Raw genomic sequence first — 16257 nt, 5'->3', positions numbered from 1 at the left:
GGGTAAAATGTCGGCATGACTTCCCCGACTTTTACCCACCTCCGCATCCACTCCGAATACTCGATCGTCGACGGCCTGGTCCGTATTGACGACCTGGTCGGGGCGGCTGCGAAGGACAAGCAGCCGGCGCTGGCCGTGACCGACCTGGCCAACATGTTTTGCCTGGTGCGCTTCTACAAGGCGGCGCGCGGGAAGGGGATCAAGCCGATCGTCGGCGTCGACGCCTGGATCACCAACGACGACAACCGCGACAAGCCCTCGCGCCTGCTGATCCTGGCCAAGAACCACACCGGCTACCTGCAGCTGTGCGACCTGCTCTCCAAAGCCTGGCTCACCAACCAGTGGAAAGGCCGCGCCGAGATCCGCGCCGAGTGGCTGGAAGCGCTGGCCACCAGCACCTCGACCCTGGAACCGGACGCGCCGCAGGACAATGCCCTGATCGTGCTGTCGGGCGCGGGTTTCGGCGACATCGGCCAGGCCGTCGACCAGGGTGATATCGTGCGTGCCGAACGGGCTGCCGAGCGCTGGGCCGCCATGTTCCCGGGTCACTTCTACATCGAGATCCAGCGCGCCGGCCAGCCCAACCAGGAGCAGCAGGTGCGCCATTCGGTGGCGCTGGCGGGCCGTTTGGGCCTGCCGGTGGTGGCGACCCACCCGGTGCAGTTCATCAGCAAGGATGAATTCATCGCCCACGAGGCGCGCACCTGTATCGCCGAAGGCGAGATGCTGGCCAATGCCAAGCGCGTGCGCCGTTTCAACGAAGAGATGTGCTTCAAGTCGCAGGAAGAGATGGCGGAACTGTTCGCCGACCTGCCGGGCGCGCTCGCCAATTCGGTGGAAATCGCCAAGCGCTGCAACGTGACCCTCACGCTGGGCAAACCCCAGCTGCCCGATTTCCCGACGCCGGACGGCATGAGCATCGACGACTTCCTGGTGGCGGAGACGAAGAAGGGCCTGGAAGAGCGCCTGATCCAGCTGTTCCCCGATCCGGCCAAGCGCGAAGCCGAGCGCCCGCGCTACGAAGCGCGCCTCGAGTTCGAGAACAACACCATCTGCAAGATGAAGTTCCCGGGCTACTTCCTGATCGTGGCGGAGTTCATCCAGTGGGGCAAGAACAACGGCGTGCCGATCGGCCCGGGCCGCGGCTCGGGTGCGGGCTCGCTGGTCGCCTACGCGCTGAAGATCACCGACCTCGATCCGTTGAAATACAACCTCCTGTTCGAGCGCTTCCTGAACCCTGAACGCGTCTCGATGCCCGACTTCGACATCGACTTCTGCCAGGAAAAGCGCGAACTCGTCATCCAGCACGTCAAGGACCTGTACGGCCGCGACGCGGTCTCGCAGATCGCCACCTTCGGTACCATGGCCGCGAAAGGCGCGATCCGCGACGTCGGCCGCGTGCTCGATTTCGGCTACAACTTCTGCGACGGCATCTCGAAACTCATCCCGTTCAAGCCGGGCAAGCAGGTCTCGATTGCGGAGGCGATCGAAGAAGAACCGCTGCTGAAAGAACGCCTGGAAAACGAGGAAGAGGTCAAGCAGCTGCTCGACCTGGCGCAGCAGGTCGAGGGCATCACCCGCAACATCGGCATGCACGCCGGCGGCGTCCTGATCGCGCCGGGCAAGCTCACCGACTTCTGCCCGCTGTATTCGCAAAGCGGCGACACCGGCGTGGTCTCGCAATACGACAAGGACGACGTGGAGGCCGTGGGCCTGGTCAAGTTCGACTTCCTGGGTCTGACTACGCTTACCATCCTGGACCGCGCGGTGAACTACATCCGCGCGCTCGACCCGGTCGACGCCGGCTTCAACCTCGAAACCCTGCCGCTCACCGACCGGCCTTCGTACAAGCTGCTGTCCGACGCGAAAACCGTCGCGATCTTCCAGCTGGAGTCGCGCGGCATGCAGGGCATGCTGAAAGATGCGCGTCCCGACCGCTTCGAGGACATCATTGCGCTGGTCGCGCTCTACCGTCCGGGCCCGATGGACCTGATCCCCGACTTCTGCAAGCGCAAGCACGGCGAGAAGTTCGATTATCCGGACCCGCGCACCGAGTCCATCCTGTCCGAGACCTACGGCATCATGGTCTACCAGGAGCAGGTCATGCAGATGGCGCAGATCGTCGGCGGCTACTCGCTGGGCGGCGCCGACATGCTGCGCCGCGCGATGGGCAAGAAGAAGGCCGAAGAGATGGCCGAGCACCGCGAGATCTTCCGCGCCGGTGCGGCGAAGGACGGCTTGAGCACGGCCAAGGCCGACGAGATCTTCGACCTGATGGAGAAGTTCGCGGGCTACGGCTTCAACAAGTCGCACGCGGCCGCGTATGCGCTGCTGTCCTATCACACGGCCTATTTGAAGGTGCACCACACCGCGGCGTTCATGGCAGCCAACATGTCGCTGGCCATGGAAGACACCGACAAGATCAAGATCCTGGTCGAGGACGCGCTGGACGTGTGCAAGCTCACGCTGCTGCCGCCCGACGTCAACGAATCGCAGTTCCGCTTCACGCCGGAGGGCCAGCCGAAGTCCGTCACCGGCAAGCAGGTATCCAATATCCGTTACGGCCTGGGCGGCGTGAAGGGCGCGGGACAGGGCGCGATCGAAGCGATCATCGCCGCCCGCACCGAGGGTGGCAAATTCAAGGACCTGTTCGACTTCTGCCTGCGCGTGGACCGCAAGCAGATCAACCGCCGCACCATCGAATCCCTGATCCGCGCCGGCGCCATGGATTGCTTCGGCGTCGACCGCGCGATCCTGCTGGCCTCGGTGGGCTTCGCGATGGAAGCGGCCGGACAAGCCGCCGCCGCAGCCAACCAGGTCAGCCTGTTCGGCGGCATTGACTCCGACCTGGTCGCGCCGCCGGAATATGTGAAAGCCACGCCCTGGACCGACCGCCAGAAGCTGGCCGAAGAAAAGATCGCGCTCGGCTACTACCTGTCGGGCCACATGTTCGACTCCTACGCGGGCGAGGTGCGGCGCTTCGCCAAGACCAAGCTGAAAGACCTCGAGCCCTCGCGCGACCCGCGCATGCTGTGTGGCGTGATCACCGGCGTGCGCACCCAGATGACCCAGCGCGGCAAGCTCCTGATCGTGTCGCTCGACGACAAGACCGGCGTGGTCGAAGTCACCGTCTACAGCGAGCTGCTGGAGCAGAACAAGAACATCTTCAAGGAAGACGAGTTCCTGCTGGTGGTCGGCAAGGTATCCGAAGACCGCTTCAACGGCGGCCTGCGCATCACCGCCGAAAAAGCCTACGACATCGCCGCCGCCCGCATCCAGTACGGCTTCAAGCTGGAGATGGACGTGGACACGAACCTGAACCTGGCCAAGCTGGCCGAGGTGCTGCAGCCGCATCGCCAGCAGGACGGCATGCCGGTAAGCCTGCGCATCAAGCCGCAGGGGATCGAGGCGGTTCTACAGCTCGGTGACGAATGGCGCGTGGCGCCGTCGGATACGCTCAAGCAGCAGCTGGAGCTGGTGGTGGGGGCGAAGGACGTGGCGGTGGAGTACTAACGCTTGCTCGGCCGCGCCGCGGTTACGCACATAAACTTGGCCGGGACAATGCCAGTGGCGGGAATGACGGTCTTTAATTTTCGTGACGAATAGCGCAGGTGGTATTTCGCCCACCAATCTTGAAACCGTCGTCCCGGCGAAGGCCGGGACCCAAGTTCATCGCATACCGCCAACGCCTCACCGCGCCCGCGCGGGATGAGGCTCACGACCAGCAGCCACACCCCACCCAGCCCCAGCACCGCACTCACGATCACCAGCGGATGACTGAAATCCTTCCGCCCGCTGTAATCCATTAGTGGGTGACGCGCACGCAGCGCCGCAGGCGGGAAAATGGCATCGTCAGCGCAGCAGGGCCGCAGCGTCGACAATGCGCACGTCATGCATCTGGTGCAGGTAGGCTTCCAGGTAGCCCTTGTGCGAGGCGCCGACGATCACCAGCATGCGAATGCCGGGCTGCGTGCCCAGCAGCTCGCGGATATTCGCCGCCATGCGCAGGTTGCGGGTTTCCCAGTAGCCGAGATAGTTGCGGCCGAAGCGCCGGGGCGAGGGCTCTTCGAGGGCCGCGCCGAAATCGCTGTCGAAGGCCAGCTTCGCTTCGCCCGGCGCATTGGTGGCGCGGTACATGGACAGCACGTCTTCCGGTGTGCCAAGGCGCGCCCGCAGCGCTTCGTCGTTGCGCCTGCGCTGTGCGGTCGCCGGGTTGTCCCAGGCCTTCATGATCGCCTCGCCCGCTGCCTTCTGGTCCGGGCTCTCGCTGTCCGCGGTATGGTCATCCATCGGGTAGACACGCTCGTGGCCCAGGCGCGCCGCCAGCCGCGCGGCGATCAGGTAGCTTTCGTTTCGCTGGCTTGCCTGCTTGTTCAGGCGCTCGACCAGCGCCGTGTCCAGGCCGTCCCCTGCGCGGCGCTCGGTTTCCAGCAGGCGCAGCCACTGCACCAGTGCCGAGGCGCGCTCGCCGCCGGCCAGGAACACGGCCGCCAGCTGGCGGCGCTGCGAGGGGGAGGGTGCCGCGGGCCAGGCGGCCAGCAGGCGCTCGGCCTGCGCCGTGGCGGCAGGCACGTCCAATCCGGTCGCCGCCTTGGCAGGCGCCGGGTCCCAGCAATACGACTTGACCGTTTCCTGGTAGCGCTGCGGGTAGCGCCGCAGGAAATCGCACTGCGCGCCCGACAGGTCTTCCACGGCGATGGCCTGCGGGCGCCAGCCGGCCAGCCGGTCGTTCAGCAGGCGAAGGTTGGCAGGGTCGAACGCGGGCGGCAGGGTCGAGAGGTGGGCGGTGCCCAGCACCAGCACCTCGTTCACCGGGCCGGACGCCGGGCCTTTCAGCCGGGCGGGATCGAAGCCGGGCTGGTAGCCCTGGGCAGCGGCGGCACCCGACAGGGCTGCGAGAGCAATCATCGAGATCAGTTGGCGCACCAGGAACTCTCTTTCTGTTGTTGGTTTGACGGTAGCCCCATATTTCCACGCCGGCAGGGGAGGGTCAATGCGCCGCGCATGACCCGGGCCAGCTCAGAGCGGGGCGGCGAAATCCTCGCCCGCATGCTCGCGCAACCCGCGCGCCGCCTGCGTGGTCTTGTTCGCCGCGCGCTCCAACACCACCTTGCGGTTGCTCGATTCCTCGTCGCGCTTGGCCTCGCGGTGCCACAGATGCAGCACTTCCGTCGCAAACGCCCCGTCCTTGCGCAGCACGCCGGCGTGGAACAGGCGCACCACCAGGTCCGAATCCTCGTGGCCCCAGCCGACAAAGCTCTCGTCGAAGCCATTGACCTTCTCCAGGTCCGCGCGCCACACCGCCAGGTTGCAGCTCTTGATGCGGCGCCAGCTGAAGCTGCGCCGCTCGCGCCCGGCGTCTGGGAGCCGGAACAGCAGCTGCAATACCTTGTTCATGTCGCCGCGCAGGCGGTAGCGCAGCTTGTCCGCCAATCCCATCGCCGGCAGGTCGATCTTTTCAAGCAGCGCCTGCTGCGTCAGCGCAGGGCTGAGCAGGATGCGGCTGCCCGACACCAGGAAGCCCGGCCGGGCAAGCAGCCGGTGGCGCGAGACGAAGTCGCGCTGCGGGATGCAATCGCCGTCGAGGAAAATGATATAGTCGCCGGTTGCCGCCAGCGTGCCGCGGTTGCGCGCCATCGCGGCGCGAAAGCCCCGGTCCGGCTGCCACACGTGCTTCAAGGGCACCGGCGAGCGCGCCCGCAGGCGATCGAGAAGCTCCCGCGTGTTGGCAGTGGAGCCGTCATCAGCGATAATGATTTCGAAATTCTGGTCGTCCTGCATGAAGCAGGCTTCCACCACCGCTTCCAATGCATCCGGGCGGTTGTAGGTGGTAATGACGACAGAAATGGTTTGGTCTTGCTGCATGGGTATCCGATAAAATCACGCGCTCAGGGTCGGCAAGATTATCCTACAAGAACATGAATGAACAATAATCAGACGAAAATCGGGGTGCCGATGCAGCGCTGGATCGGTTTCCTGGTTTTCCTGTTCCCTTTCCTTAGCCTCATCACCCCTTCCGGTATCGGCTTTTCCAGCCTCGTTTTCCTGCTCGCCGCGCTCTTCGTGCCGCGCCGGGCCTGGGACGCGCTGGCGCCGCACTGGCGCGACATCCGCTGGGTGGTGGCGGCCTTCGGCCTGAACTTCCTGCTTGCGGTGGCGTTCGTGCTGGCGCGGCCGGAAACGCATATCGAATACCTCGACAATCCTTCGCGCATGCTGTTCGGCCTGAGCGCGGCGGCGCTGGTGGTGCTGGCGCGCCCGCCGCGCGCCACGCTGTGGTGGGGCGTGGTGCTGGGCGCCGTCTGCGCGCTGCCCTTCGTGGGTTACCAGCGCATCGTGCTCGGGATCGACCGCCCGGGCGGCTGGCTCAATGCCATTACCTTCGGCGACCTCGCCCTGTGCCTCGCGCTGGTGGCGCTGGCTGCCGCCGTCGACTACCGCCACAGCACCCGCAAGGCTATCCTGCCGGCGCTGGGCGCGGTGGCCGGACTGGCTGGATGCGTCATGACCGGCACCCGCGGCGGCTGGGTCGCACTGGCGCTGGCCGCGCTCCTGTTCCTTACCTATGCCCACCTGCTGCGCAGCCGGCGTGTGCGCCTGCTGCTGGTCGGCAGCTTCGCCCTGTTCGCCTCCACTTTCTTCATTCCCGCGACCGGGCTGCAGGCGCGGGTCGGGCAGGGCGTCGACGACGTGCGCACCTGGCTCGACGGCGGAAGCGCCTTTACCAATGTCGGCGTGCGCCTGGAGCTGTGGAAGGCCGCCGGCTACCTGATCGAGGAGCGTCCGCTGTTCGGGCGCGATCCGGAGATGGTGCGCGCCGGGCTGCGGGAACTGGCGGCGCAAGGCAAGATCCAGGAAGTGATCCTGCCGGCCGAGCACCTGCACAACGACGCCCTGCAGGCGCTGGCCACCGGCGGCGTGTTCGGCCTGCTGGCCTGGATCGGCATCCTGGCCATGCCCTTCGCCTTCTTTGCGCGCGTGCTCGGGCGCGAGGCCCACAGGGCTAAGCCGCAGTTTGCGCCGGCCCTGGCCGGCATGCTGGTGGTGCTCAGTTACTTCAGCTTCGGCCTGACCGAAGTGATTTTCTGGTCTTTGAAAGGCAGCATGTTCTATGCGCTCATGGTGTTTCTGCTCATGGGCTTCTGCCTGAATCTGAAAGACGGATTGGACAAACAAATTGGAAAATAAAGTTATCGTCAAACGCCTGCTGGCGGTCGTCAAGCCTTACCAGACGCGCTCCTGGCTCGCGCTGCTGTCGATGGCGCTGACCGCCGCCACCCAGCCGCTGCTGGGCTGGGCGCTGCAGCTGCTGATCGACCTCGGCTTCAAGGACAAAGTGCCGTTCAGCCTGTGGTGGATTCCGGGCGTGCTGGTGTCGATCTTCATCCTGCGCGGCGTTGGCACCTTTTCCACCGCCTACCTGAACAACTGGGTCACCAGCCGCGTGCTCAACGACCTGCGCGCGATGGTGTTCGACCGCGTGCTGCGCCTGCCGGTGGCGCGCTTCCATGAAGAGTCGACCGGCAAGATCATCAACACCGTGGTGGCCGACGTGCGCCAGGTCGTCGACATGCTGCAGTCGGTATTCGTTGCCTGCGTACGCGACACCCTGGTCGTGATCGGCCTGCTGGCCACGCTGCTCTACCTGAACTGGAAACTGACCCTGGTGGCCATCGTCGTGATCCCGCTCACCGCCGTCATCGTGCGCACCACCACCGGGCGCCTGCGCCGCCTGAACCGCGACAACCAGCGCGTGACCGCCGAGATGACGCAAGTGGTCGAGGAAGCCACCCGTGGGCACCAGGTGATCCGGGTGTTCTCGGGCGAGCGCTACGAGCGCGCGCGCTTCCATGCGCGCAGCGAAGCCCTGCGCGGCTTCTCGCAGCGCATGACGGTGGCCTTTGCCGCTACCACGCCGATCACCCAGATTGCTACCGCAATGGCGCTGTCGCTGGTGATCGTGCTGGCGATCCAGGCCGACATGACCCAGGGCCAGTTCGTCCAGTTCGTCACGATGATGCTGATGCTGCTCACGCCGCTCAAGTCGCTGGCCGAAGTCAACGGTCCGATGCAGCGCGGGATCGCGGCGGCCGAGACGGTGTTCGGACTGATCGATGCTCCGGCCGAAGTCGACACCGGCACGCGCGAGCTGGGACGCGCCCAAGGGCACCTGCGCTTCGAGAGCGTCTCGTTCCGCTACCCGAACGCGATGAACCTGGCCCTGAACGACGTGACGCTCGAGGTCAAGCCGGGGCAGACGGTGGCGCTGGTGGGCATCTCCGGCGGCGGCAAGTCGACGTTCGTCAACCTGGTGACGCGCTTCTACGATCCGGAAGCAGGTCGCCTGCTGTTGGATGGCGTGCCCTACCAGGACATCCGCCTGGCCAGCCTGCGCGGCCAGCTCGCCATGGTGAGCCAGAACGTGGTGCTGTTCGACGACACGCTGGCGGCGAACATCGCCTACGGTTTCGAGACCATCGACTACGAGCGGCTCGCCGCGGCGGTGAGCGCGGCGCACCTGCTTGACGTCGTGGCCAAGCTGGAAGAGGGCGTGGACACGCGCATTGGGGAGAACGGCATGCGCCTCTCGGGCGGCCAGCGCCAGCGCGTGGCGATCGCACGCGCAATCTACAAGGACGCGCCGATCCTGATCCTGGACGAAGCGACGTCCGCGCTCGACAACGAGTCCGAGCGCGCCGTGCAGGCCGCGCTGGAAACCCTGATGGCGGGCCGCACCACCATCGTGATCGCGCACCGCCTGTCGACCATCGAACGGGCCGACCGCATTGTGGTGATGGAGCACGGGCAGATCGTCGAGCAGGGCACGCATGCCGAGCTGCTCGATGCGAATGGGATGTATGCGAATTTGTACCGGTTGCAGTTCGTGGCGGCAGATAGCGCGGCGAGTTCGTAATGTCGGGCTGCGGTACAAAGGTGGGGTGAACAATGCCAGTGGCATTGTTCACGCCTTCGCCGGGATGACGGCCTCACCGCTAGCTGTCAGCTCATAGACCGTCGTTCCCCCGAAGGCGGGAACCCAAGTTGTACTTGAAGTTCCGTTTTTGGATTAACTCGCGTAATGCGCCGCCTCCCCCGGCCGCTCCGCATCCCGGCCATGCGCCCGGTCCTGCATCGCTTCCAGGTAGCGCCGCAGTGCATCGTCCAGCGACGGCAGCATCAGCGCCCGCTCGCTCGACAGTGCGCTCAAGCCCGGCCGGCTCGCGGCGAAGCCGCAGTCCGCCGACGACACCACTTCGAGCCTCGACGCATCCACCCCCGCCGCATCGCAGGCGCGCCGCGCCAGGTCGGCCCAGCTGACGGCTTCCGCATTGGTCAGGTGCCACACGCCGCGCTCGCGGTCGATCAGCAGGTCGAGCGAGACGTTCACCAGGTCCGGCACATAGGTCGGCGAGACCACCATGTCACCCGCCGCCTGGAAGGAGTGCCCGGCTTCCAGCGCATTGAGCGCCTGGGTCACGAAGTTGTGGCGGTCCCAGGGACCGAAGAAGGCGCTGGTGCGGATTACCAGGGCCTGCGGGTCGGCTTCCAGCACGCGCTGCTCCGCCTCCTTCTTGCTGCGGCCGTACACGCCCAGCGGGTTGACGGCATCCGACTCGACATAGGGCGCGCCCTTGGCGCCGTCGAACACCAGGTCGGTCGAATAGGTCATGAAGCGCAGCTGGTGGCGGATGCAGGCCAGGGCCAGCACGGTCGGCCCGAGGGTGTTCTCGCGCATGCAGCGCTCGGCATCGCCCTCGGCCTCGTCCACGCGCACATAGCCGCCCGCATTGATGATGGCCCAGGGCCGGAAGCGCGTGATGGCCGCTTCCACCGATTGCGGGTCGGTGATGTCCATCTCCTGGCGGGTCAGCACATGGTAGGCCAGGTTGCGCTTGTCGCAGATGCGTGCGAAGGCCGAGCCGAGGGTGCCGGTCGCGCCGGTGATCAGGATCGGCTGCACGGTGTTCGACTTGAACCGGCTGCGGATCGCGATGTCGGCCACCGCGGTACGGGTGGCCACGGGTTTGCACATGAAGCGTCCGGGGCGGCGCCACCAGCCTTCGCCCTGCAGCACGGGGCTCGACAGCGGACGGCTCGTGGCCAGCTCGCGCATCAGGGTGGCCAAGGCTGTCGGGCGCGGCTCGCCGCCGCGCACGTCGAAGGGTCCCGGCTCGTAATAGCCGCGGCATTCGGTCACCAGGCAGTTCCAGTCGTAGGAGCCGAGCAGCGCCCAGACGGTGACGGCGCGGATGTCCGCGCCCTGCTGGCGTGCCTTGCGCGCGGCGTTCCAGATCTCCACCAGCCAGCGCAGCTGGTCTTCGCGGTTGGCATCGATGTGGGCTTCGGTAATGGCGATCGGCAGGCGGTAACGCTCCCAGGTTTCCATCAGCAGCGGCGCGATGCCGGGGGTGGGCGTGGCCAGCGCGCGCGGGGTTTCGATGTCCGCATGCGGGATGCCGCGGTACACGTGACGGCGCGATTCCGGATAGCGCTCCGGCCGGTGGTCGAGCCAGCGCTCGCTGGTGGCGTAGTAGTTCACGCCCATGATCTCGGGCGGGCAGGGATTGTCGCGGAACCAGAGCAGCTCTTCCGCCGTGGCGTTCGATTCGAGCAGGTAGCTCCACAGCGCATGCTGCTCGTCCACCATCCCGCACAAGAGGTCCCAGGCCAGCCAGCGGCGGTCATTGAAGAAGGTCGAGATCTCTTCCATCTGCGGGGTACCATAGGTCTTGGAGAGGTCGTCGGTCTGGACCAGTTTCGCGTCCGGGTTGACGGCGCGGATCGCACGCATCGACAGCACGGTGGCGCGGCACTGGTTGAGCAGGGCGCGTACGAAGGTGGCCTCGTCGCCGCCGTGCGGGTACCAGACGCCTGCCAGTCCGGAAAAGCGCGCCGTGGTCAGGGGTTCGTTGACCGGGGTGTAGTACTCGACCCAGGGGTAGCGCCGGGCTACCGCGCCGGCGTACTCGGCGAGCTTTTCGGGAAAGGCGGGATCGACCAGGCTGGTATGCCTTGGGCCGCTGCCGTGGTGGATCAGGCCGACGATCGGGGTGACGCCCAGTTGCTGCAGTGCCGGCAGGCGTTCGTCGGACCAGGACCAGTCGGCCGATTCGATGCCGTCGGGGGCGGTACGCTCCCATAGCACTGGATAGCGGATCGCCTTGATGCCGAGCGAGGCGAAGCGCTCGATGTCCTGCAGGCGGTCTGCATGGCCATTGCGTTCCATCTGGCTGAAGTAATTGTCGCGTACGCGGTTGACCGTGCATTCAAGTCCGCCCCAGAGCGCCAGCTCGGGCGTCCCCGCTGCGGCGCCTGCCGGTTGGGAATTCATCTGTGTGTTCATGTTCTGACCCGCGTTTGTGAAGACAGGCATCAGCCTAATTGGCGAGTGGGGCGAGTTGTGTGAAATGGCGCACATATAAGGACGTTTTCGGACCAGTCCTACTTTTTAAGTGCAATTTCTCAGTTTCTAGGGCTAACTTCTGCGATCAGGAAACTACTGCTGATATCTGGGAACAGCATGGTGTGCGCCAGGCGATGGCGCGCCTGGGCGATAATCTGGCTTAGGAGGACGCAATGTATATGGTGTATTGGACGGTCGTTGAAGACGACAACTGCATGCCGCACGAGAAATTGTTCGAGACGGCAGAGATGGTCGAGGCGATGCAGCAAATGGAAACCCTGCGCCGGCGCCAGCGCGAGGGCGAAAACTTGCGCTTCATTACGATGGCGTCCGAGCATCCGGACCTGGTCGGCCACCCCGGCGTGGACGTCACCGGTCCCGGCTACAACTGGAAGAAGCGGCGCCGCTGACTGTCCAGCAGGCTCAAGCGGGCAGCAGGAGCCTGCTTTTCAGGATCTTCCCGCTGGGCGCGGCCGGCAGCGCGTCCATGAACACGATGGTCGAGGGCCGCTTGTAGGGCGCCAGGCGCGGCTTCAGCCATTCCTGCAGCGCGGCAGCATCGACCATATGCCCTCCAGTCTTCTCCACAAAAGCGACCACTTCTTCTTCCCCGCCATCGAGCGTGCGCCCGACCACCGCGGACTGCAGCACGCCTGGATGGCTGTTGAGTGCCGTCTCGACTTCGAGCGGGTACACGTTGAAGCCCGAGCGGATGATCAGTTCCTTCAGTCGGCCCACGATGAACAGTGCTCCGTCGTCGCCCAGTGCCGCGAGGTCGCCGGTGGCGAGCCAGCCGCCGGGACGCAGCGCCGCCGCCGTCTCTGCCTTGTCGCGGTAATAGCCGGCCATGACGTTTGGACCGCGCACCAGGAGCTCGCCGTTCGCCCCGTCGATGCGCACCTCGACGCCGGGAATCGGGTGGCCCACCGACACATCGCTGCGTGGTGCGTCCAGGCGCGTCTGGCACACGGTCGGCGCGCATTCGCTCAAGCCGTAGCCGTTGTGCAGGGGCAGGCCGAACAGGCTCTCGGCATCGCGCTTGAGCGCCGGGTCCAGCGGCGAGCCGCCGGCATAGCAAAAGCGCAGGCGTGAGCGCAGCGGCGCGGCGCTGCCGGCCAGGACCAGCAGTCGCGCATACATGGCCGGCACGCCCTGCAGGATCGTCAGGCTGCCGTCCTGGATCCGGGCCAGCAGCGCCGCGCCGGAAAAGCGCGGCGCCAGGTGCAGGCAGGCGCCCGCATGCAGGGTGCCGAGCATGACCGAGGCCAGCCCGTACACGTGCGAGATCGGCAGCACGCCGCAGGCATGGTCGCCTGGCGCGAGCCCGCGCAGCGCGCTCGAGGTCGCGGCGACGAACAGCAGGTTCGCATGGGTCAGCATGACGCCCTTGGGTCGGCCGGTGGTGCCGGTGGTGTAGACCAGCGCGGCCACCTGGGCGCCGCAGGCAGACACCGGCTCCGGCAGGACAGTCGGGTCGAGCGGGCCGGCCATGACGCCGCCACAGGGCAGGGCGCCCTCGCGCCGGGCATGGGCCAGCGCATCAAGCGACACGTCCGTCGTGTAGAGCACGCGGCGCGGGCCGGCATGCGTTCGGATCGCGGCCAGTTCGGCCTGACTCAGGCGCGCGTTGACGTTGACGCTCCAGGCGTCGAGGCTGGCGATCGCGAACAGCAGGGCGACCTGCGCCACGCAGTTTTCGCTCACTAACATGACGCGGTCGCCGGGGCCGATGCCGAGGGTGGGCAGGAGGGTGGCGTAGCGGTCGATTTCCAGCTGGAGGTCGGCGTAGGACCAGGCCTGGCCGTCTTCAACCAGCGCGGAGGCGTGCGGTGCGCGTTCGGCGTGATGGCGGACGATGGCGCTGATGCGCGCGGGGAGGGTAGCGGGATCGATCATGGCCGCCTGCTTTATACCCGCTCGGCCGCATCGAGGCAACCCGTAGGGTGGGCAGGAAGACCTGCCTACCCTACGGGTTTCGTGTCACTCATGCCAACCCGAACGCCTCCCCGATCGACACCACCTCCCCCGTCCCCTGCGCATCGTAGCCCGGCAGCGCCGCCACCAGCCGGTGATACGACGGCGCGCGCATCAGCTCGAGCAGCTGCCCCATGGCCGGCTCGTCGAGCGCGTCGCGCCGCACCGCGAAATAATAGACCTCGCGCTCCAGGGGGATGAAGTCGAGCTTGAACTGGGCGGCGGCGGCGCGCATGCCGACGCCGGCATCGGCCATGCCGCTGGCGATGAACGCCGCCACTGCCGAATGGGTGAACTCGGCGCTGTGGAAGCCCTGGATGGCGTCGACCGGCAGGCCGTCGGCCGCCAGCATCATCTCGAGCAGCATGCGGGTGCCGGAGCCGGCCTGGCGGTTCACGAAGCGTACGCCGGGCGCGGCCAGGTCGGCCAGGCCGCGCAGGCCGAGCGGGTTGCCGCGTGCCGTGATCAGGCCCTGCTCGCGGCCCGCCACCCGCAGCAGGCAGTGCTGGTTCGGGTCGAGCCAGCGCAGGTACCACGCTGCGGTCTGGGCCTGGAAGCGCCCGATCGGGATGTGGAAGCCCGCCAGGTCGCATTCACGCCGCGCCAGCGCGACCACCGCATCGGTACTGGTGCGGTAGCGCGAATCGATCGGCAGGGCGTCGCGGTCGACGCAGTCCATCAGGGCCGCTACCGCAAAGCCGTGGCTGGCATCGAGACGCAGCGCGCGCAGGCGCCCGGCCGTGATGCGCACCAGTTCCGCTTCGAGTTCCGAAGCCAGGCTTTGCAGCGTGGGCGACAGGCGGGCGGCGATGCGGCGGTCGGCCCAGACCAGCTTTTGCGCCAGCGGCGTGAGCACCGTGCCGCGTCCGCGCCCGGTCTGCAGCAGCTGCTGGCCGAACAGCTCCTCGGCCGCGCGCAGCAAGCCCCAGGCATAGCGGTAGGACAGCTTCACCGACTTGGCCGCCTGTGCGATCGAACCGGTGTCCTGGATCGACAGCAGCAGGCCGAGCAGGTCGCCCGTGTCGAGCGGCGCTTCCCCCTTGATGCTGATTTCCCAATGCGGGCGGATGTGAATGTTAAGCATATGCTCAAAATAGCCTATTTCTACCCAGAAAACATCATGTTAGTCTCGCGGAAATAACAAAATTTGATGATTTAATATGCTTTTAAAAGCATATACCCATTCCTATAAAAATCTGGAGACAACATGGCGCTATTTAGTTTTCTTGACAAGGAGCACACGATCGCAGGGCCGGGCTTCAACCGCTGGCTGGTCCCTCCGGCCGCGCTCGCGATCCACCTGTGCATCGGCATGGCCTACGGATTCTCCGTGTTCTGGCTGCCGCTGTCGAAAGCGCTCGGCATCAGCGAGTCGCTGGCCTGCCCGGCCGAGATGAGCTTCATGGCGCAGGTCTTCGCGACCACCTGCGACTGGAAGATCTCGATGCTGGGCTGGATGTACACGCTGTTCTTCGTCTTCCTGGGCCTGGCGGCCTGGCTGTTCGGGGGCTGGCTCGAGCATGCGGGCCCGCGCAAGGCCGGCCTGGTGTCGGCCGTGTGCTGGTGCGGCGGCCTGGTGATCTCGGCGCTGGGCGTGTATACCCACCAGATCTGGCTGATGTGGCTCGGTTCCGGCGTGATCGGCGGTATCGGCCTGGGCCTGGGCTATATCTCGCCGGTGTCGACCCTGATCAAATGGTTCCCGGACCGCCGCGGCATGGCGACCGGCATGGCCATCATGGGCTTCGGCGGCGGCGCCGTCATCGGCGCACCGCTGGCCGATAAGCTGATGAAGTACTTTGCCACCCCGACCTCGGTCGGCGTCTGGGAAACCTTCCTGGCCCTGGCAGCGATCTATTTCGTCTTCATGGTGGCCGGCGCGATGACCTACCGCGTGCCTGCTTCGGGCTGGAAGCCGGAAGGCTGGACCCCGCCGGCCGCGAGCGGCAACACCATGATCACCACGCGCCACGTACACGCCAGCCGCGTCTGGGGCATTCCGCAGTTCTGGCTGATCTGGGGCGTGCTGTTCCTGAACGTCTCGGCCGGCATCGGCATCCTGGGCATGGCCTCGCCGCTGTTGCAGGAAGTATTCGGCGGCCGCCTGATCGGCCTCGACCTGGGGATCAATGACCTCGACGCGGCCCAGAAGGGCCAGATCGCGGCGATCGCCGCCGGCTTCACCGGCCTGCTGTCGCTGTTCAACATCGTCGGCCGCTTCGGCTGGGCTTCGTGCTCCGACTACATCGGCCGCAAGGCGACCTATTTCGTCTTCCTGATCCTCGGCTTCATCCTGTACGTATCGATTCCGTCCGCCGGCCACGCCGGTCAGCTGGCCCTGTTCGTCGGTTGCACCTGCATCATCCTGTCGATGTACGGCGGCGGCTTCGCCACCGTGCCGGCCTACCTGGCCGACCTGTTCGGCACCCAGATGGTCGGCGCAATCCACGGCCGCCTGCTGACCGCCTGGGCCGCTGCCGGCGTGGTGGGTCCGCTCCTGATCAACTACATCCGCGAATACCAGATCGCCAACGGCGTGCCGAAGGCGCAGGCCTACGACGTGACGATGTATGTGCTGGCCGGGCTGGTCGTGGTCGGTATCGGGCTCAATGCAATGATCCGTCCGCTGGACAACCGCCACTTCATGACCGACGATGAACTGGCGGCCGAGAAGAAGCTGGCGCGCGAGAAGGAAATCACCGCGACCAGCGGCACCCGCGTCGGCGGCGGCACCGCCGCCACGGCCGCCAACCCGGCCATGACGACACTCGCCTGGATGGCGGTCGGCATTCCGCTGATGTTCGGCATCTGGGTGACGCTGCAGAAGGCGTCGGCGATGTTTAATTGACGTCTGCTCGAGCGTGATTTGAACACGCGGG

At 66.2% G+C, this 16257-nt stretch carries 10 protein-coding genes; 5 read left to right on the top strand and 5 right to left on the bottom strand.

All coding sequences use genetic code 11. The features are described 5' to 3' along the window. Nucleotides 1-15 precede the first annotated feature (15 nt). Complete coding sequence (dnaE, locus tag AC56K1_RS05240; RefSeq protein WP_497156792.1) at nt 16-3513, top strand: DNA polymerase III subunit alpha; 3498 nt, start codon at nt 16-18, stop codon at nt 3511-3513. 339 nt (nt 3514-3852) lie between these two features. Here the strand turns inward: dnaE and AC56K1_RS05235 are convergent, their stop codons facing one another. Both AC56K1_RS05235 and AC56K1_RS05230 read right to left on the bottom strand, forming a co-directional pair. After that, nucleotides 3853-4908, bottom strand: coding sequence for a DUF5694 domain-containing protein (locus tag AC56K1_RS05235; protein WP_497156791.1), 1056 nt, complete (start codon nt 4906-4908; stop codon nt 3853-3855). A 111-nt stretch (nt 4909-5019) separates the two neighbouring features. Next, nucleotides 5020-5865: a glycosyltransferase family 2 protein gene (locus AC56K1_RS05230; RefSeq protein WP_497156790.1), complete on the bottom strand. Its 846-nt coding sequence runs from the start codon at nt 5863-5865 to the stop codon at nt 5020-5022. 57 nt (nt 5866-5922) lie between these two features. Here AC56K1_RS05230 and AC56K1_RS05225 point away from each other — a divergent pair, with 57 nt between their 5' ends. Both AC56K1_RS05225 and msbA read left to right on the top strand, forming a co-directional pair. Then, nucleotides 5923-7188 (top strand): O-antigen ligase family protein, encoded by a 1266-nt coding sequence (locus AC56K1_RS05225; RefSeq protein ID WP_497156789.1) that lies wholly within the window; start codon nt 5923-5925, stop codon nt 7186-7188. Then, entirely contained in the window at nt 7178-8914 is a 1737-nt protein-coding gene (gene msbA / locus AC56K1_RS05220) for a lipid A export permease/ATP-binding protein MsbA (protein WP_497156788.1), read from the top strand. The genes AC56K1_RS05225 and msbA overlap by 11 nt, the downstream gene beginning before the upstream one ends. Before the next feature lie 153 nt (nt 8915-9067). On the opposite strand, the gene AC56K1_RS05215 is transcribed toward msbA, so the two are convergent. Beyond that, nucleotides 9068-11344 carry a family 1 glycosylhydrolase gene (locus AC56K1_RS05215; RefSeq protein ID WP_497156787.1) on the bottom strand — a complete coding sequence of 759 codons (2277 nt, stop codon included), beginning with the start codon at nt 11342-11344 and terminating at the stop codon, nt 9068-9070. A gap of 233 nt (nt 11345-11577) precedes the next feature. On the opposite strand from AC56K1_RS05215, the gene AC56K1_RS05210 reads away from it, so the two are divergent. Beyond that, nucleotides 11578-11814, top strand: a complete 237-nt coding sequence (locus tag AC56K1_RS05210; RefSeq protein WP_497156786.1) for a hypothetical protein — start codon at nt 11578-11580, stop codon at nt 11812-11814. A gap of 13 nt (nt 11815-11827) precedes the next feature. Here the strand turns inward: AC56K1_RS05210 and AC56K1_RS05205 are convergent, their stop codons facing one another. Both AC56K1_RS05205 and AC56K1_RS05200 read right to left on the bottom strand, forming a co-directional pair. Next, nucleotides 11828-13300, bottom strand: a complete 1473-nt coding sequence (locus AC56K1_RS05205) for a class I adenylate-forming enzyme family protein (protein WP_497156785.1) — start codon at nt 13298-13300, stop codon at nt 11828-11830. Between the two features lie 88 nt (nt 13301-13388). Further along, on the bottom strand, nt 13389-14462 hold the full coding sequence (locus AC56K1_RS05200) for a substrate-binding domain-containing protein (RefSeq protein ID WP_497156784.1): 1074 nt from the start codon (nt 14460-14462) through the stop codon (nt 13389-13391). A gap of 123 nt (nt 14463-14585) precedes the next feature. Here AC56K1_RS05200 and AC56K1_RS05195 point away from each other — a divergent pair, with 123 nt between their 5' ends. After that, nucleotides 14586-16226, top strand: a complete 1641-nt coding sequence (locus AC56K1_RS05195; protein ID WP_497156783.1) for an OFA family MFS transporter — start codon at nt 14586-14588, stop codon at nt 16224-16226. Nucleotides 16227-16257 lie beyond the last annotated feature (31 nt).

It is taken from the genome of Telluria sp. ZB4P37 (assembly GCF_059685855.1).
This window is presented reverse-complemented; position numbering and strand designations above follow the sequence as displayed.